Origin of the sequence: Conchiformibius kuhniae DSM 17694 (assembly GCF_000428785.1) — a bacterium.
GTDB classification, from domain to species: domain Bacteria; phylum Pseudomonadota; class Gammaproteobacteria; order Burkholderiales; family Neisseriaceae; genus Conchiformibius; species Conchiformibius kuhniae.
The window spans coordinates 267,441-285,606 of the sequence record NZ_AUAP01000002.1 but is presented as its reverse complement, the minus strand read 5'-3'; the positions used below and the strand labels follow the sequence as shown (position 1 = coordinate 285,606).

Here is an 18,166-nt window from a genome sequence, read left to right as displayed (position 1 = left end):
TATTACTTCGGCGGTTCGGCTTTGGGCAAACCGAGCGACAAAATGCCCGCCGCAACCGCACCGCACACAGATGATAAGGCGACAACCAAACCCGCCCTGATTACGAAATCAATCCAATCGGTTATTGTCGCTGTCGCTAACGGATGCGGGTCAAAATTCGATATGGTAAACAAGAAATATGCGACAACCAACAGCACCAAACCGCCCGTTGTCGCCGCGCCCCACCATGCGCCGAATGCTACCGTTTTCAGGCAGCCGCGCCACCCGCGCCGCCACCCGCGTTTGCGTGCCGAACGCGCCGTCAGCCACGCCGCAGGCAAGCCCAGCAGCCAGCCCAGCATCAGGCAATACGGCAATGCCGATGGTTCGCCGTTAAAAACTGCCAACCACACCACCGCACCGCCAATCATGCCGCCGAATGCCATCAGCAATCCGCTAAAAGAAGCGTAAATATCTTTTTTGTTTTCCATTGTTTTCGCTTTCAGGCTGCCTGAAATCCGCGCCGTCCCTCGTTTGCCAGTCCCAAATCAGCCGCACGTCAAAGAAATACGCCGACCACATCGTCAGCAGCACCACCAAGCAGAAATAAATCGCAGCAGGGCCCGGCGTTACCCGCGCAATCGGCGAATGGTAGGCACTCATCAAAATAATAATCACAAAAATATCAATCATCGACCAACGCCCAACGGCTTCGGTCAAACGGTATTGCCACGACAAGCGTTCCACCCGCATCAGGGGGCGCACTTTCGCGCTGTACAGCAGCAATGCCATGGAGATGATTTTCAAAGTCGGCACGGCGATGCTCGCGCTGAAAATAATCACCGCAATCATTTTGTCGCCGTCACGCCACATAAACATAATGCCGCTTATAATGGTGCTGACTTCGCGGGAAAGCGGGTTTTCCGAAATCATAATCGGCAAGGTGTTGGCGGGAATATACAAAATCGCCGCCGCCAGCAAGAAACAAAACGACAGTTTCAGGCTGTGCGGGCGGCGGTCAAACACGTCCGAACCGCAAATGGCGCATTCGCGTTCGCTTGCGGGACGGAAATACAGGCAGCGCGTGCAGCAGGTGTGCGCCCTGCCTTCGGGGTGGAGCAAATCGGGGTGTTCGCGGCGGCGGATTTGGTGGTAGACCCAATGCTCCGGCACGGCAACCACCGTCCGCAGCAACACCAGCGCCAACACGGGCAGCAGCCAAAACGCGGCGTGGAAATGCACTTCGCCCACCGAACTCATTTTGATGTACGCCACCAAAATGGAAATAAAAAACACGTCCACCATCATCCAATGGCGCAACCGCGTCAGGGCGCGGGTCATGTACAACACATAGGGAAACGGCTGTTGCGCCAGCATCGAGCCGTACACATACAAACACATCAGCAAAAACAGCACCGGCACGCCGAAGGTAAACACAAACAGCACCGTGCCGAGAAAACCGTCGTTCTGCCCCATCAGCGACAACACCATTTCAGGCAGCGTGAGCGGCGAATACACGCTGCCCAGCGTGACGGTAACAAATAATTGTCCGTACACCAGCGCCATCAGTATCAAGCCCGTCAGCGCCAACGCCAAAGGCAGCAGATAGGGATTGTGCTCCACCCGCACCAGATGATGCCCGCAACGCGGACAATCCGCCTGCTGCCCCTGCCGCAGCTTCGGCAGCGACACGCGCAGCCCGCATTCGGGACAATCCACGGCGTGGGCGGGCAAGGTGGCGGCGGGCAGGTAGCGGCGCAACCATTTTTGTTGTGCGCGGCGTGCTGCCGTGCGGACGAGAAACTTCAAAACAAACCCATGTTGCAATGTTTCAAATCACAGGGCGGCACACAAAGCACAGCCCCATGCCTTGCCCTGATTCGGACGGGCTTATAGTTAAAATGCTTTATTTTCCATACGGTGTTGGCTCGCCTTGTCTGAAAAATAAATCATTTCAACCATACGCCCTGCCCGAAAAAGCCATTTTACCGCCGTGAACGGCGGGGTTTCAAACCAAACGGCATTATTAGCACAGATTTGAGTCGGATTTCAAGTATTTTGTGCCGTTGTTACCACCGTTGCCACACCGTGCGGGATTGACCAATCACGCCAAAGCGCGAATCCCCACCGCTTCGCGCACTTGTTGCAACAATTTCCGCGCTTCCGTCCGTGCCTTGTCCGCGCCCTGCCGCAACACCGCTTCAATTTCCTGCGGGTGTGCCATCAAATGTTCGTAACGCTCGGTAAACGGGTCCAGTTCCGCGCCGATTTTGGCGGCGAGCTGTTTTTTCGCTTCGCCCCACGCCATGCCCCGCGCCAATTCTGCGGCAAAGGCTTGGGTTTCGGCGGGCGTGGCAAAGGCTTGGTAAACGGCGAAAAGCGGGCTTTCGTCAGGGCTTTTCGGCTCGCCCGGTTCTTTCAGGTTGGTAATGATTTTATTGACGGATTTTTGCCGTTGCTTGGGCGTTTGGAACAGGGGAATGGTGTTGCCGTAGCTTTTGGACATTTTGCGCCCGTCCAAGCCTTGCAGCAGTTCCACGTGTTCTTCAATCCGCGCTTCGGGAATGACGAACACTTCGCCGAAACGGTGGTTGAAACGTTGGGCGATGTCTTGCGCCATTTCAATGTGTTGGATTTGGTCGCGCCCCACGGGGACGTGGCGGGCGTTGAACGCGAGAATGTCGGCGCTCATCAAAATCGGGTAGGCGTACAAGCCCATTTCAATTTGGTGGTCGGCGTCTTCGCCTTTGTCGAGATTGTCCTGCACGGCGGCTTTGTAGGCGTGGGCGCGGTTCATCAGTCCTTTGGCGGTGATGCAGGTAAGTATCCAGTTCAGTTCCAAAATTTCGGGTACATCCGATTGGCGGTAGAACACGGTGTGGTCGGGATTCAGTCCGCAGGCGAGCCATGTGGCGGCAACGGCGCGGGTGGATTGGTGGATTTGTTCGGGGTCGTGGCATTTGATGATGCCGTGATAGTCGGCGAGAAAGAAGTAGCTTTCGTGCGCGGCGGTGGCGGCGGCGGCGCGGATGGCGGGACGGATTGCGCCGACATAGTTGCCCAAGTGGGGAATGCCGGTGGTGGTGATGCCGGTGAGGACGCGTTGCATGGTTTTTTCCTTGAAAATAATGTGTTTGCGGCTGCCTGAACGGGTTTCAGGCAGCCTGAAACAGGCGCGTGTCAATGAAAATCGCGGTTTTGCAATCTTTATTGAAAGCAGGAATGACGGGGCGGGTTTAACGGTGGCGGTAACGCCCTTTGCGTTTGCCGCCGCTTTGCTGACGCGCCATTTCCTGATTGGCGGCCTGTTTGTTGGGGCGTTCGCTCAAGCGGCGTTCCGCTTCCTGCACCGAGCATTGCATGGCTTGGCTGGCAATCAGCAGCGCGTCTTTGCGGGCTTGTCCGCCGCTAAAATACATTCGGCGCAGGTCGGCGGGGTGGAGTTTGCCGTTTTTCAGGTCAATATTGAAACGGGCGGCGCTGGCAATCAGTTTTTTCTGTTTCCAGTACATCGCGCCGGTGGCACCGCCGACAATGGCGGCCACCACCGCCACGCCAATCAGAATGGCAAGCCACCACGGGGCGTTGAGCAGGTAGGCAATCAGGGCGATGGTGGCGGCCATCGCCACCCAGATGATGATGGCGCGTTTTCTGTCCATAATCGTGTTCCTTCAAAAGTATGTTGCAAGAATCAAACAGTTAATTCGGTAATCAGTTTTTTGAACGCCGCCCACGCATCGCCCGTTTCCGCGCCTTTGATTTGGCGGTCGATGCGGGCGCATTCCTGCAAGGCGGCAATCAGGCGCGTGGCGGGCAGGCGGCGCAAGGCGGTTTCGGCGGCGCGGTCTTTGCCGTTCCACAGTTTCAGTTCGTTGCGTACCGCCGCCGTGCTTTTGCCCTGCCGCTTTGCCGCGCTCAGGCGAATCAGCATTCTGATGTCTTCCGCCAACGCCCACAGGGGCAGCACGGGTTCGCTTTCGGCGGCGGACAATCCGTCCAACAACCGCAACAGCCGCGCCGTGTCGCCGCCCAGCCACGCGGACGAGAGTTGGAACACGTCAAACCGCGCCACATCGGCAACGGCGCGGGCGGCTTCGGCGGCGGTGAGTGTGTGTCCCGCAGGGTGGAGCAGGGCGAGTTTGTCAATTTCCTGTTTGGCGGCAAGCAGATTGCCTTCCACGCGCTCGGCAATCAGGGCGGCGGCTTCGTGTTCCGCCGTCAGCCCGTGCGCCTGCAAACGCGCTTTTATCCACGCGGGCAGTTGCGCGGGGGTAACGGCTTTCGCTTCGTAAACAACGGCTTGTTTGAGCAGCGCGGCAAACCATTTGGCTTGGCTTTGGGCGCGTTCCAGCTTGGGCAGGACGATGACGGCGGCGGTGTCTTCAGGCAGCCCTGCGGCGAATTGCTGCAAGGCGTCCGCGCCGTTTTTGCCCGGTTTGCCGTTGGGAATGTGGATTTCCAACCATTTTTTTTCGGCAAACAGAGCGTTGCTGTGCTGTTCGGCGCTCACCGTCTGCCAGTCAAACGCCGTGCCTTCGGCAACGATGCGGCGGCGTTCGCTGAAGCCTTGTGCGGCGGCGGCGGCGCGGAGCGCGTCCAGAGCCTCAATCTGCAACAGTTCTTCTTCGCCGTGAATCAGATAAAGCGGTGCGAGCGGGGCGTTCAGGCTGCCTGCAAAACGGGCGGCGGCGGTGTGGGGCATGGTTTGTTCAAGTTCCTTTTCAGTTTGAAACCCTGCTGTTTAAGTTGGTAAAATCAGTTTTTATTCGGGCAGGGCGCAGCCCCGTCCGAATCAGGGCAAGGCATGGGGCTGTGCTTTATGTGTGTAGCCCTGTGAGTTGAAACCGACAAAAACGCGAGTCGGCGCACGATTTGGTCGGCGGCATCTTGATACATTTCCCGCCAAATCTGCGCTTCTTCTTCCTGTTTGCCCAAAACCAGCGCATCGGCATAAGGCAAGGTACGCGTTACCGCCACCCGTATGGCATCGCCGTGCGGCTTGCCGCCGCGCAGGGCTTGCACGGTCATGGTCAAATCCAAACGGTATTCGCTGACTTTGGCGGCGCGGGTGATGGTGTAAATTTCCTTGCGGCGCTCAATTTCGGTAACGCGCAAACGGCGCTCGGCAGACGGATGCCCCAACGCACCGATGCGGCGCAGCGCATCGCGCAAGGCCTCGTCCATTTCACCCGTTTCGCCCGTGTGTTCGAGCTGCCACGCGTGCATCGGCAGCGCGGCCAAGCTGCCTTTGGGCTGGAAGCCGCACGCGCCCAGCAGCAGGCACAAACCTAAAGTACGGAAAGCAATCATCACAAACACCAAAAGAAAAAATCACCATTATAGACGGAATGCGCCGCTTCGGGGCGCGTCAGCCACCGTCCGACAAATCGTCCAGCAGGGCAGATGCGCCGATGCGGAAATGCGCGGGCGTCGTCCAATCCGCACCGAACACCGCCCGGGCTTGGCGGACGTACGCCGCCGCCGTTGCCGCATCGCGCACCCCGCCCGAGAGCTTGATGCCCGCCGTGCCGCCGTGGCGGGCAATCGCCTCCAGCAAAATGGCGGCGGCTTCGGGCGTTGCGCCCTGCGGGATTTTGCCGGTGGACGTTTTCAAAAAGTCCGCGCCCAAGCGCAAAGCCGCATCGGCGGCGGCGCGGATGTCCGCCGCTTCCAACGCGCCCGTTTCCAAAATCACCTTCAGCTTCGCCCCCGCCGCACGGCACAATGCCGCCATTTCTGCGGTACGCGCCTGTGCCTGTGCGTGCCGTCCGAGCGCGAAATCGCGGTAGGGAAACACCCAATCGATTTCATTTGCCCCGTCTTGCAGGGCTTGGCGGGTCTGTGCCGCCACCGCTTCGGGCGCATCTGCCCCGCTTGGAAAATTCACCACGGTGGCAAGGGCAATGTGCGGACAGTCCGCCAATTCGCGTTTCGCCGCCGCCACAAACTGCGGATACACGCACACGGCAGCCACACCGTGTGCGGCGGCGCGGCGGCACAAAGCGCGTACCGTTTGCGCCGTGTCGCTGTCATTTAAGGAAGTCAAATCCAATAACGCAATGATTTCCTGATTTTCCATCACCCCTCCCGCATCAGGCAGACAAACCGATAAACAAACCGGCAACCGCCGCGCTCATCAAATTCGACAAACTGCCCGCCAACAAAGCCAACATGCCCATACGCGCAATGTCGCCGCGCCGTTCGGGCGCCATCACCGACAAACCGCCCACCAAAATCGCAATCGAGCTGAAATTGGCAAAACCGCACAAAGCAAAGGTAACCACCGCTTGGGTTTTCGGCGACAGGGTTTGCGCCCCCGCCTTCACGTATTCGGCAAAATTGGCATAGGCGACAAACTCATTAACCACCAGCTTTTGCCCGATAAACGACACCGCCGTTTGCGCTTCCGCCCAAGGTGCGCCCACCAGCCACGCCACAGGCGCGAGCAGCCAGCCCAAAATCTTCTCCAGCGACAAATCCGCCGCGCCGAACCAGCCCCCTACCCCGCCGATGATGCCGTTGAACAGCGCAATCAGTGCCACAAAGGCAATCAGCATCGCCGCCACGCTCAAGGCGATTTTCAAACCCGTTTCCGCGCCCGATGCCACCGCGTCAATCGCATTGGCGGGGCGGTTGTCATCGGCAAACCCGAGCGTGCGGGCGGGGTCGTAGGCGGGCGTTTCCGTTTCCGGATACAGCAGCTTGGCAAACAGCAAACCGCCCGGTGCCGCCATAAACGATGCCGCAATCAGATAATCCGCCGGCACGCCCAAGCCCACCAAACTGCCCAAAACCGAGCCGGCAATCGATGCCAAACCGCCCGTCATCACCGCAAACAGCTCCGAGCGCGTCATCTGCGGCAGATAAGGCTTGATGACCAAAGGCGCTTCCGTCAGCCCGACAAAAATATTCGCCGCCGCCGACATCGACTCGGGGCGGGACGTGCCGAGCAAACGCTGCAACGCCCCGCCAATCACCCGAATCAGCCGCGTCATCACCCCCACATGATACAACAGCGCAATCAGTGCCGAAAAAAACACAATCATCGGCAACACGCGAAAAGCAAACACAAAACCGCCACTGCCGAACAACTCAAACATCTTGTCGCCCGCCAAACCGCCAAACAAAAACGCAATGCCCTCATTGCCGTAGCCCAGCACCGCCACAATGCCCGCCGACAATTTTTCCAGCACCAGCCGTCCCTGCGGCACATACAGCACGAACGCGCCGATGCCCAATTGCAAGGCAAACGCCGTTCCCACCGTGCGCCAATTCACCGCACGGCGGTGGCGCGACAGCGCGAAGGCAAGGGCGGGCAGCAGCAGCATGCCCAGCAAGCTGTTGAAAACGCTCATCATCTTATCTCATTCCCAAAATAAAAATCATACCAAAACAATATCATACTGCTCTTGCGGATAATGCCCGTCCGTTTCCAGCAGCACAGGTTTGCCGATAAAGTCAATCAAACCCGCCAGCGACTGCGATTCCTCGTCCAAAAACAGCTCGATGACCTGCGGCGAGGCAATCACGCGGAACTGTTTGGCATCAAAACGGCGGTTTTCGCGCACGATTTCGCGCTGGATTTCGTAGCACACCGTTTGCGCGGTTTTCAAATGTCCGCGCCCTTGGCAGGCGGGGCAGGGTTCGCACAAAATCTGCGCCAGATTTTCGCGGGTGCGTTTGCGCGTCAGCTCCACCAAGCCCAAGCTGGTAAAGCCGTTTAAGGTAACGCGGGTGCGGTCGAGGCTCAAGGCTTTGGCAAATTCGCGCAACACCGCTTCGCGGTGCGCGGGCTGCACCATATCAATAAAATCCACGATAATCATGCCGCCCAAATTACGCAAACGCAATTCGCGGGCAATGGCGTGGCAGGCTTCCAGATTGGTTTTGAAAATGGTTTCGTCAAAATTGCGCGCGCCGACAAAACCGCCCGTGTTCACGTCTATGGTGGTCATCGCTTCGGTGGCTTCAATCATCAGATAGCTGCCGAAATTCAGATTCACGCGCGGTTTGAGCGCGTTTTGGATTTCGTGTTCCACGCCGTAGCTTTCAAACAGGGGGCGTTCGCCCTGATACAGATGCAGCTTGTCGGCGGCGCGGCTGACGTAGCGTCCGGCAAATTCGCGCATTTGCGTGTGGTTGAGGGTGGAGTCCACGAAAATATCACGGGTCGTCCCCGCGTGGAACATATCGCGCAACACGCGCAAACTCAAGGGCAAATCGCGGTAAAGCAGGGTTTCGGGCGGGCTGGTGCGGGCGCGGCTGTTGATGTCGTGCCAAAGTTTGCCCAGATAATCGATGTCGGCGGCCAGTTCGGCATCGCCCGCGTTTTCGGCATTGGTGCGGATGATGTAACCGCCGCCGTGCGCGGGCGGCAGCAGCGCGAGCAGGCGTTCGCGCAGGTTGTTGCGTTCTTCTTCGTTATCAATGCGTTGGGAAATGCCGATGTGTTCGTCTTGCGGCAGGTGGACGAGAAAACGTCCCGCCAGCGAAATTTGCGTGGACAGGCGCGCGCCCTTGCTGTTAATCGGGTCTTTGATGACCTGCACCAGCAGCGTTTGCCCTTCAAACAAAACGTGCTCAATGCGCGGCGCGGCTTCGGGGTTTTGCCGTTGCTCCACAATATCCACGATGTGCAAAAAGGCGGCGCGTTCCAAGCCGATGTCTACAAACGCGCTTTGCATGCCCGGCAGCACGCGCCGCACCACGCCCAGATAGATATTGCCGACCAAGCCGTGTCCGCCGTTGCGCTCGATGTGCAGTTCGCAAATTTTGTTTTCCTGCAACACCGCCACGCGGGTTTCCTGCGGGGTGATGTTCACCAATACGGTTTCGGGCGGGCGCGGGGTGTCTTTGGGCAGGGGAATGATGTCGTTCAACACAAAATGGCTTTCCAAAATACGATGCTTCGTGGTTGTTGTTTTTGCGGCAGGGGCGCATTATATAATGATTCCGTGCCGAAAGCGGTTTGGCAGGCATGCCCGCGCAGGCAGGCGGATTCGCGCCTGCGCGGGAATGACGGTATTTTTTACCCCGCCAACACCGCTTCCAAACGCGTCTGCACGTCCAGCCAAGCCGTTTCCAAGGCTTCCAAACGCGCTTTTGCCTGTGCCGCTTCGTTCAAAGCCTGTTGCAGCTTGGTTTTGTTTTCAGGCAAATACGCCGTTTCGTCCGCCAAAAACGCTTCCGCAGCCGTTTTGCGGGCTTCGCATTGCGCCATTTCCGCTTCGATGGCGGCGGTTTCGCGCTCAAGCGGTTTGCGCAAACGGGCGCGTTCCGCCCGCACTTCGGCTTCGCGGCGTTTTTCCGCCTTGCGGCTGCCCGCCGGCGAAGACGGCGCACCCCCCGCAGACCAATCCGCCGCGTGCTCTGCCTGTTGCCGCGCCAAACGCCATTTGCGGTAATCGTTCAAATCGCCGTCAAACACCGACACCCGCCCTTCATGCACCAACAAAAAACGGTCGGTTGCCGCTTCAATAAGGCTGCGGTCGTGCGACACCAGCACCAACGCGCCCTGAAAGCTCTGCAATGCCAACGTCAAAGCATGGCGCATGTCCAAATCCAGATGGTTGGTCGGTTCGTCCAGCAGCAGCAGATTCGGTTTCTGCCACACCAGCAGTGCCAACGCCAAACGCGCTTTCTCCCCGCCCGAAAACGGCGCAACGGGCTGCACCGCCATGTCGCCGCAAAAATCAAACCCGCCGAGAAAATTGCGGACGTCCTGCTCTTTGGCATCGGGGCTGATGCGGCGCACATGCCACACGGGGCTGTGTTCGTCCCGCAGCACGTCCAATTGGTGCTGGGCAAAATAGCCCACCGACAATTTGTCGGCACGGACGATTTCGCCGTTTTGCGGGAGCAACCCGCCCGCCAGCGCCTTGATAAATGTGGACTTGCCCGAGCCGTTCACCCCCAACAGCCCGTAACGCGCTCCGTTTTCCAGTGAAAGGGAAACTTGGTGCAGCACGGTGTCGCCGTTGTAGCCCAAATCGGCACGGTCGAGCTTGAGCAAGGGGTTGGGCAGGTGTTCGGGCGCGGCAAAGGCGAAGGCAAAACGGCTGTCGGCATGGGCGGGCGCGAGCTTTTCCAATTTTTCCAAAGCCTTGACGCGGCTTTGCGCCTGCGCCGCTTTGGTGGCTTTGGCTTTGAAACGGTCGATAAACGATTGCAGATGCTTGATGTGCGCCTGTTGTTTTTGGTAGGCACTTTGCTGCGCCGCCAAACGTTGGGCGCGTTCTTTCAGGTAGAAATCGTAGTTGCCGCCGTAGCCGTGCAGTTTCCGCCCCGACAATTCCACCGTGTAATCGCTGACGGCGTTGAGAAAATCGCGGTCGTGCGAAATGATGATTTGGGTGCAGGGCATGTCCGCCAAATGCTGTTCCAGCCACAACACGGCTTCCAAATCCAGATGGTTGGTCGGTTCGTCCAGCAGCAGCAGGTCGGCACGGCACATCAGGGCTTGGGCAAGGTTCAGGCGCATGCGCCAGCCGCCGGAAAAACGCTTCACCGCCCACGCGTGCTGCGCCTGTGCAAAGCCCAAACCGCCCAATAATTTGGCGGCGCGGGCTTCGGCGGTGTAGGCATCGGCTTCCTGCAGCTTGGCATGCAGTTCGGCGATTTTCACCCCGTCATCGGCACGTTCCGCCGCCGCCAGTTCGCGGCGCAAGGTTTGCAGGGGCGCATCGCCCTGCAACACATAATCCAAAGCCGACACGTCCAAAGCGGGCGTTTCTTGGGCAACGGCGGCAATCTGCCAATCTTTGGGCAGCAGCACGTCGCCGTTGTCGGGGGCAATTTCGCCGCGTATCAGCGCAAACAGGCTGGATTTGCCCGTGCCGTTGCGCCCAATCAGCCCGACCCTGCGGCGCGGGGCAATGTGCATGTCTGCGTGTTCCAGCAGTGGTTTGTCGCCACGCTGCAAGCTCAAGTTTTTAATTTCAATCATGGTGTTCAATATTGTTTTGTCGGAATGTTTGATGTACGGGGCGCATCGCCGCGCATCTTGCCGTTTCCAAAGCCGTTTGAATATGTTGCGGATTGTCGGCGTGCGCCCGCGCCACCGCGCCCGCGTCCACGCTTTGCGCCGCCGCCAGCAGCGCCGTCCAATGCGCGTGCTGCGGATAAGGCGCGTGTTCAAAGCCCAAACGCCCCTGTTGGTCTGCCAAACACACGTTCAACAGCATGGCAAAACGCTCGGGACGGCGCAGCGCGTCCGCCTCGCGCAACACGTTCCACAAGGCTTTGACGCGCCGCACTTCGCCCACGCGGTGAATGCGGATATGCAGCGCACACGCCAAACGCGCCAGTTCCGCGCAGTTTTTCGGCGGGCGCAAACGGTGGTTGATGGCGTCCACCACGTCCGTGCCGCGCCAATCGTGTCCGATGTGTTTGGGCAGAATATCTTTCGGTGTTAATGCCTTGCCGACATCGTGCAGCAGCGCGGCGTAACGCTCCGGCAGGCTCAAACCCAAATCCGCAGCGCGTTGCAACACCAGCAAAGTGTGTTCGCCCGCATCGATTTCGGGGTGGAAATCGGCGCGTTGCGGCACGCCGAACAACGCATCTACTTCAGGCAGCAGCGTTTTCAGTGCGCCGCATTCGCGCAGCACTTCCACCATGCGGCGCGGTTTTGTTTCCATCAAACCTTTCGCCAACTCCTGCCACACCCGTTCCGACACCAGCGCATCGGCTTCACCCGCGTCCACCATCTGCCGCATCAAAGCCATCGTTTCCGGCGCAACGGCAAAACCGAACCGCGCCGCAAACCGCGCCGTGCGCAAAATCCGCACTGGGTCTTCGGCAAACGCGGGGCTGACGTGGCGCAACACGCCGCGCCGCAAATCATCCGCACCGCCGAAAGGGTCAATCAGGCAGCCGTGTCCGTCCCGCGCCATCGCGTTCACGGTCAAATCGCGGCGCAACAAATCCTGCTCCAGCGTTACCGTCTTATCCGCGTGGAACACGAAACCCGTATAACCCCTGCCCGTTTTGCGCTCGGTACGCGCCAAAGCGTATTCTTCCTGCGTATCAGGGTGCAGAAACACGGGAAAATCCCGCCCCACCGCCCGAAAACCGCGTGCGTGCATCTCGTCCGCGTCCGCCCCGACCACCACCCAATCACGGTCTTTCACTTCCCGTCCCAGCAACGCGTCGCGTACCGCGCCGCCGACCAGATAAACCTGCATGTTCCACGCTCCCGTTATTTCGGCAAAGACGGTATTATAACGCCCGCGAGCAACAATTCCTGCACATTGCCCGAAGCGTGTCATCACTTGACCGGGAAAACACAGCACCGTCATTCCCGCGAATGCGGGAATCCAAGTCGAAGCACGACAAATCGTGATAAACATCGCTTGCCACACGGCGGCTGTCGGTTTGCACGCTTTCACCGTTGCGGAACACCCATTCCGCTTCGCCCGCAATCAAATTCATGATGATTTCCTTCAACCTTCCGACAAAAAAGAAGCCCGCACGCATAAACGGGTTCGGAAGGAGTTCCCCGTTTTCGCCTTGTACACGGCGGCGTGCGGACAAAACAAAAGCTGCCCGTTCGGGCAGCCTTGAAAAACTATTCCACAATATCGGCTTCGGTAACACCGTATTCGGCGTAATCACCGCGCCGAACGGCTTCGATGTGTTCGCGGCGATATTGGGCGTAGAGTTCGGCATGACGTGATAGCCGTTGATGGTGTTTTGGCACATCTTTGTGCAATTCAGCATTATTCCATAATGCGTTTTCTGCACCAAAACCTTCTTTACCAATAATCTTTAAAATCGTTTCGCGCATACTCATTAACTTGCCCTTTTGCTACTTAAATAATGCCTGAACATTCTAATGGACAAGCTGTTATTCTGCAAATCAAATGCCAAATTAATGGTTTTGCCGTTTCGCTTCCACCATTCGCGCCCGCGTTCGGTCTGCATCAAATCACTTACCCTTTTGGCATGGTGCAAATCATCAGGTAAACGGTTCAAAATATCCGCCGTCAAATCACCATCAAAACCCAACCGCGCCCAAGTGTAATAACCGTTTTCGGTCTCACCGCGCACCGCGTAGGTTTCGATTCTTTCAATCCCCAACTTCCGCGCCGCAATAATTTGCTGTTTCAATGCTTCGGTGGCAATGCCTTTGCCCTGCTGCTCCGCCAGCAGGTATTGCGATTCGTTCCTTAAAATCAAACTGCCGTCTGCTTGCAACAGTATTGCACGGTGCATCGGCACATCATACACATCAGCATTGGCGACAATGATTTTCAGCGCGGGCGTGCGGTACATCGCAGTTGCTTCAGGGTACTCAACAAAGCTGATTTCACTACCATCTGCCGCCCCGCTCAATTCCGCCAAATCCCACCGCGACAACACCCTGCCGCCCAAGTGATATTCTTGCTTGCGCCCCACAAACGAAAAGCGCGTTTGCTGCTGCAACTGCGCCAAAGTCAAAGGCTTCAAACCGTCTGCCGACACCGCATCAGCCAACGTAATCACCCCGTCATACAACATCTGCCCGATGCCTTCGCCGAACTGCCCGCGCAACTGCGCCGCAGAGCGCGAACGCACCCAATCCGCCCCCGTCATACCGTCAAAAGGCGCGTCCGAATCAAACACAAACACCAAACTGCTGCGGCAATTCGGGTGCAAAGGCGGACGCGCAAACGGCACATCATGCCCGATGGCTTCTTTTTTCTTATTCCACAACAAACCATGCCGGCGCAGACACACCCCGCTTGTTCTGCCGTCCAACACCGACAAATGCCGCCAGCCGCGCACGAGCGGATTCACCCGCGCAAGGCAGCCGGTTATAGCGAGAATCTAATACCCAAAGCCCCGTGCAATGCTATACTTCGCCGCTTTGCACACACCCTTTAAGGATTTCCCATGACCATTCCCGACGTGCAAAGCAGTCGCGACAAACGCAATATGCCGATTAACCGTGTCGGCGTGAAAGACCTGCATTTTCCCGTCCGCATCCAATCCGCAGACGGCATTCAACACACCACCGCCAAACTCAATATGGCGGTTTTCCTGCCCGCCGAACTGAAAGGCACGCACATGTCGCGCTTTGTCGCGCTGATGGAGGAACACGATGCGCCGCTCTGCGCTGCCGGATTGCGCCGTCTGACCGAAACCATGCTTGCCCGCTTGGACGCGCCCGCCGGTACGATTGAAGCCGCGTTTGCCTTTTTCCGCAAAAAAACCGCGCCGGTGTCGGGCATCACTTCGCTGATGGACTACCACGTTACGCTCGCTTGCGACATGGACGGCGACACCGCCCGCCACAGTCTGCGCGTATTGGTGCCCGTTACCAGCCTGTGCCCCTGTTCCAAACAAATTTCCCAATACGGCGCACACAACCAACGCTCGCACGTTACCGTGCAACTGGATTGCGTGGAAGCGGTGGAAATTGAGGAAGTGATTGATTTGGTGGAGCAACAGGCTTCCTGCCAGCTCTATGGTCTGCTCAAACGCCCCGATGAAAAATTCGTTACCGAACGCGCCTACGAAAACCCCAAATTTGTGGAAGACATGGTGCGCGACATCGCCCTGTCGCTGCAAAGCGACCCGCGCATCGGGCGTTTTGCGGTGGAAAGCGAAAATTTCGAGTCGATTCACAACCATTCTGCCTATGCGCGGATTGTGTCGGACTGATGCGCCACAGGGCGCGGCGGTGCTGTTGGCGGTGCTGCTGCTGGGCGGCTGCCGCGCCTTGCCCGATTTGTCCCTGCGCGAGCCTTCTTGGCACATTCCCGTTGCCGCCGCGCCGCAATTGGATTCGATGCTGCATTTGTCCGCGCCCGAACGCGGCGTGCCGCCGCCCAATGCCCATGTGTACGTTCTCGACCACCCGCACGATGCCTTCACCGCCCGCGCCGCGCTGATTGCCAATGCCCGCGTGGCACTCGATGTGCAATATTATATTTGGCGCAACGACGTTTCCGGCGGGCTGTTGTTCCAATACCTGCACCAAGCCGCCGAACGCGGTGTGCGCGTGCGCGTGCTGCTGGACGACAACAACACCGCAGGACACGATGCCGTGCTGGCGGCACTGGACGCGCACCCCAATATCCAAATCCGCCTGTTCAACCCGTTTTTGTACCGCAAATGGCGGTTTCTCGGCTACCTCACCGACTTTCCCCGCCTGAACCGGCGCATGCACAACAAATCGCTCACTGCCGACAACCGCGTCGCCATCGTGGGCGGGCGCAACATCGGCGACGAATATTTTCAAGGCACGGACGAACACGCCTTTGCCGATTTGGACGTGTTGGCGGCGGGCGGGATTGTCGGACAGATTTCCGCCGACTTCGACCGCTACTGGCAAAGCGATTCCGCCTACCCTTTGGCACACATCGTCCGCACCGCGCCCGACCCCGATTTCCCGCCCCAAGCCCCCTCCCCCGCCCAGCAGCGTTATCTGGCACAAAACGCCCGCACGCCGTTGGCACGCGCCCTTGCCCGAGGCAAAATCCGTCTCACCGCCGCCCACACCCGTTTGGTCAGCGACGACCCCGCCAAAGCGCTCGACCGCCGCACCCGCAGCAACATCGTCGCCGCGCTCAACGATGCGCTCGACACCCCCGCCCGCGACCTGTATCTGGTTAGCCCCTATTTCGTCCCCACCGCCAAAGGCGCACAGATTCTGCGCGATTTTGCCGCCAAAGGCGTGGGCGTAACCGTGTTTACCAACTCCCTGCGGGCAACGGACGTTGCCGCCGTGCATTCGGGCTATGCCCGTTACCGCAAACCGCTTTTGCAGGCAGGCGTGCAGTTGTACGAATTCAAACCCGCCGCGCCCAAGCCCGCGCCAAGCACGGGCAAAAAACACAAACCCGTGCGCGACAGGGGTCTGACCGGCAGCTCCGCCACCAGCCTGCACGCCAAAACCTTCATCATCGACAAGCAACGCGTGTTTGTCGGCTCGCTCAACCTCGACCCGCGCTCGGCACGGCTGAACACCGAAATGGGCTTGGTGATACGCCACCCCCGTTTGGCGGGACAAATGCGGCAGCATTTGCAGGAAGACACCCGACACCATGCCTATCGGGTCGGGCTGAACCGCCACGGCAGACTGATTTGGCACGACCCGCAAAGCGGACAAACCCTGCAACAAGAACCCGAAGCGGGCTTTTGGCGGCGCTGGCTGGTACGCGTGTTGTCGGTGCTGCCGATTGAACGGCTGCTGTAACACGCGGTACAATGCACCTTTTGCCCGCATCATGACCACTCTCGACCTTGCCAAACAACTGCTCGCCCGCCCCTCGCTCACCCCCGATGACGCGGGCTGCCAAGACCTGCTCGCCGAGTGTTTGCGCCGTCTCGGTTTCACCGTGGAACAACTGGATTTCGGCGACACCAAAAATTTTTGGGCGCGGCGCGGCACGTCCGCACCCGTGCTGTGTTTTGCGGGGCATACCGACGTCGTCCCCACCGGCGATGAGGCGCAATGGCATTCGCCGCCGTTTGTGCCGACCGAGCGGGACGGGCGTTTGTATGCGCGCGGCGCGGCGGACATGAAAACCGCGATTGCCTGTTTCGTAACCGCGTGCGAGCGTTTTCTCGCGGCGCAGCCCGATTTTTCAGGCAGCCTTGCGCTGCTGATTACTTCGGACGAAGAAGGCGATGCGCGGGACGGCACCACCAAAGTCGTTGATATTTTAAAACAACGCGGCGAAAAAATAGATTTTTGCATCGTTGGCGAACCCACCGCCGAGCGCGAACTGGGCGACACCGTTAAAAACGGGCGGCGCGGTTCGCTCTCCGGCACGCTCACCGTCAAAGGCAGGCAGGGGCACATCGCCTATCCGCATTTGGCACGCAATCCGATTCACGCCGCCGCGCCCGCTCTGGCAGAATTGATTGCCGAACAATGGGATAGCGGCAACGCTTATTTTCCACCCACCGGTTTTCAAATTTCCAATATCCACGGCGGCACGGGCGCGACCAATGTGATTCCGGGCAGCGCGGAAGTCAAATTCAATTTCCGCTTCAGCACCGAAAACAGCGCGGACAACTTAAAACGGCGTGTCCACACCATTTTGGACAAACACGGTTTGGACTATGATTTGACGTGGAATTTGTCGGGCAATCCGTTCCTGACCGAAGCGGGCGTGCTTACCGAAGCCGTGCAAGCCGCCGTGCGCGAAGTGTGCGGCGTGGAAGCAAAACTGTCCACTTCGGGCGGCACTTCGGACGGGCGTTTTATCAAAGCGGTGGCAACGGAATTGGTGGAACTGGGCTTTGTAAACGAAAGCATTCATCAAATCAATGAAAACGTGTTGTTGGCGGACATCGAACGCTTGTCGCAGGTGTACGAACGGGTGATACGGCGTTTGCTGTCTGCTGCTTAGGGCGTGTCATCAATTAAATTTTTATACTGAAAATTCAGTGCAATATAAAAAAATCCGTCATTCCCGTGCAGGTGGGAATGACGGCGCGTTTATCATTACGCTCATTTTCAAATGTTTCAAACAACGGTGTTTGTGTCCAAAATCCTTGCGCCGTGTCGCACAAACGCCACATCTTCCGCCGTCTGCCGTGCCGCCGCGCCGCTGCCTTTGTTACAATCTGCCGCTTCCCCGTTTTTCAGGAACGCCGATGTTTCAACGCACAGGGCTGCACATAAAGCACAACAGCCCCATGCTTTGCCCTGATTCGGACGGGCTTACACCCCGCCCGCATAAAAAGCTGTTTTACCGCCGCAAACGGCGGGGTTTCAAACCGAAAAGGAATGTTGATGAACTGCCCGCTTTGCGCCCCCACTGCCGAACACGTTTTGCTGGAACGCCCGCTTTGGCGCGTGATTGCCGTGCATGACGAAGCCAACGCGCCCGCCTTTTGCCGTGTGATTTGGCGCGAACACACCGCCGAGATGACCGACCTGCCGCCCGCCCGCCGCGCCGAGCTGATGGACGCGGTGTACCGCGTGGAAGCGGCGATGCGGCAGGTGTTGCGCCCCGCCAAAATCAATTTGGCGAGCTTGGGAAATATGGTGCCGCATTTGCATTGGCATGTGATTGCCCGTTTTGAAGACGATGCCTGTTTTCCCGCACCGGTGTGGGCGCAAGCGGTGCGGCCGCACGCTTTCAAGCTGCCCGAAAACTGGGCGGAACAAGTCAAAACCCTGTTAAACCAATCAGAAAAGGAATATTCATGTTTCAACGCACAGGGCGGCACATAAAGCACAGCCCCA

The 18,166-nt window shown here is 58.5% G+C and carries 18 protein-coding genes; 4 read left to right on the top strand and 14 right to left on the bottom strand.

The genetic code is table 11. The features are described from left to right. Positions 1 to 2 precede the first annotated feature (2 nt). From G392_RS0103695 to G392_RS0103630, 14 genes are all read right to left on the bottom strand, one after another. Positions 3 to 470 carry a hypothetical protein gene (locus tag G392_RS0103695; RefSeq protein WP_027009138.1) on the bottom strand — a complete coding sequence of 156 codons (468 nt, stop codon included), beginning with the start codon at positions 468 to 470 and terminating at the stop codon, positions 3 to 5. Next, entirely contained in the window at positions 436 to 1,788 is a 1,353-nt protein-coding gene (locus G392_RS0103690; protein WP_245571915.1) for a paraquat-inducible protein A, read from the bottom strand. Before G392_RS0103690 ends, G392_RS0103695 begins: the two co-directional genes overlap by 35 nt. Before the next feature lie 295 nt (positions 1,789 to 2,083). Then, the gene (gene trpS, locus G392_RS0103685) at positions 2,084 to 3,088 is read right to left on the bottom strand and encodes a tryptophan--tRNA ligase (protein WP_034334374.1); all 1,005 of its coding nucleotides are present in this window, start codon (positions 3,086 to 3,088) and stop codon (positions 2,084 to 2,086) included. A 127-nt stretch (positions 3,089 to 3,215) separates the two neighbouring features. Beyond that, positions 3,216 to 3,638 (bottom strand): hypothetical protein, encoded by a 423-nt coding sequence (locus G392_RS0103680; RefSeq protein WP_027009135.1) that lies wholly within the window; start codon positions 3,636 to 3,638, stop codon positions 3,216 to 3,218. Positions 3,639 to 3,670: 32 nt separating this feature from the next. Beyond that, positions 3,671 to 4,681 carry a DNA polymerase III subunit delta gene (gene holA / locus G392_RS0103675; RefSeq protein WP_034334300.1) on the bottom strand — a complete coding sequence of 337 codons (1,011 nt, stop codon included), beginning with the start codon at positions 4,679 to 4,681 and terminating at the stop codon, positions 3,671 to 3,673. Between the two features lie 53 nt (positions 4,682 to 4,734). After that, positions 4,735 to 5,289, bottom strand: a complete 555-nt coding sequence (locus G392_RS12040; RefSeq protein ID WP_084165908.1) for an LPS-assembly lipoprotein LptE — start codon at positions 5,287 to 5,289, stop codon at positions 4,735 to 4,737. A gap of 58 nt (positions 5,290 to 5,347) precedes the next feature. Then, positions 5,348 to 6,058, bottom strand: coding sequence for a deoxyribose-phosphate aldolase (deoC, locus tag G392_RS0103665; protein ID WP_245571914.1), 711 nt, complete (start codon positions 6,056 to 6,058; stop codon positions 5,348 to 5,350). A gap of 13 nt (positions 6,059 to 6,071) precedes the next feature. Further along, complete coding sequence (locus tag G392_RS0103660; RefSeq protein WP_342663291.1) at positions 6,072 to 7,337, bottom strand: NupC/NupG family nucleoside CNT transporter; 1,266 nt, start codon at positions 7,335 to 7,337, stop codon at positions 6,072 to 6,074. A gap of 24 nt (positions 7,338 to 7,361) precedes the next feature. Next, on the bottom strand, positions 7,362 to 8,858 hold the full coding sequence (gene rng / locus G392_RS0103655) for a ribonuclease G (RefSeq protein WP_156900786.1): 1,497 nt from the start codon (positions 8,856 to 8,858) through the stop codon (positions 7,362 to 7,364). Between the two features lie 149 nt (positions 8,859 to 9,007). Then, positions 9,008 to 10,924 carry an ATP-binding cassette domain-containing protein gene (locus tag G392_RS0103650; protein ID WP_027009130.1) on the bottom strand — a complete coding sequence of 639 codons (1,917 nt, stop codon included), beginning with the start codon at positions 10,922 to 10,924 and terminating at the stop codon, positions 9,008 to 9,010. Continuing rightward, positions 10,917 to 12,164 carry a multifunctional CCA addition/repair protein gene (locus G392_RS0103645; protein ID WP_027009129.1) on the bottom strand — a complete coding sequence of 416 codons (1,248 nt, stop codon included), beginning with the start codon at positions 12,162 to 12,164 and terminating at the stop codon, positions 10,917 to 10,919. The genes G392_RS0103650 and G392_RS0103645 overlap by 8 nt, the downstream gene beginning before the upstream one ends. Before the next feature lie 34 nt (positions 12,165 to 12,198). Next, complete coding sequence (locus tag G392_RS0103640; RefSeq protein WP_156900785.1) at positions 12,199 to 12,411, bottom strand: hypothetical protein; 213 nt, start codon at positions 12,409 to 12,411, stop codon at positions 12,199 to 12,201. Positions 12,412 to 12,547: 136 nt separating this feature from the next. Continuing rightward, positions 12,548 to 12,772 (bottom strand): hypothetical protein, encoded by a 225-nt coding sequence (locus G392_RS0103635; RefSeq protein WP_027009127.1) that lies wholly within the window; start codon positions 12,770 to 12,772, stop codon positions 12,548 to 12,550. Then, the gene (locus G392_RS0103630) at positions 12,772 to 13,758 is read right to left on the bottom strand and encodes a structural protein (protein ID WP_027009126.1); all 987 of its coding nucleotides are present in this window, start codon (positions 13,756 to 13,758) and stop codon (positions 12,772 to 12,774) included. The genes G392_RS0103635 and G392_RS0103630 overlap by 1 nt, the downstream gene beginning before the upstream one ends. A gap of 96 nt (positions 13,759 to 13,854) precedes the next feature. On the opposite strand from G392_RS0103630, the gene folE2 reads away from it, so the two are divergent. The 4 genes from folE2 to G392_RS12035 all read left to right on the top strand — a co-directional run bounded on the left by folE2 (position 13,855) and on the right by G392_RS12035 (position 18,154). Continuing rightward, positions 13,855 to 14,625, top strand: coding sequence for a GTP cyclohydrolase FolE2 (folE2, locus tag G392_RS0103625; RefSeq protein WP_027009125.1), 771 nt, complete (start codon positions 13,855 to 13,857; stop codon positions 14,623 to 14,625). After that, positions 14,603 to 16,162 carry a phospholipase D family protein gene (locus G392_RS0103620; RefSeq protein ID WP_051255552.1) on the top strand — a complete coding sequence of 520 codons (1,560 nt, stop codon included), beginning with the start codon at positions 14,603 to 14,605 and terminating at the stop codon, positions 16,160 to 16,162. Before folE2 ends, G392_RS0103620 begins: the two co-directional genes overlap by 23 nt. 31 nt (positions 16,163 to 16,193) lie before the next feature. Further along, positions 16,194 to 17,324 (top strand): succinyl-diaminopimelate desuccinylase, encoded by a 1,131-nt coding sequence (gene dapE / locus G392_RS0103615; RefSeq protein ID WP_027009123.1) that lies wholly within the window; start codon positions 16,194 to 16,196, stop codon positions 17,322 to 17,324. Positions 17,325 to 17,710: 386 nt separating this feature from the next. After that, complete coding sequence (locus G392_RS12035; protein ID WP_051255563.1) at positions 17,711 to 18,154, top strand: HIT family protein; 444 nt, start codon at positions 17,711 to 17,713, stop codon at positions 18,152 to 18,154. The last annotated feature ends 12 nt before the right edge of the window (positions 18,155 to 18,166 follow it).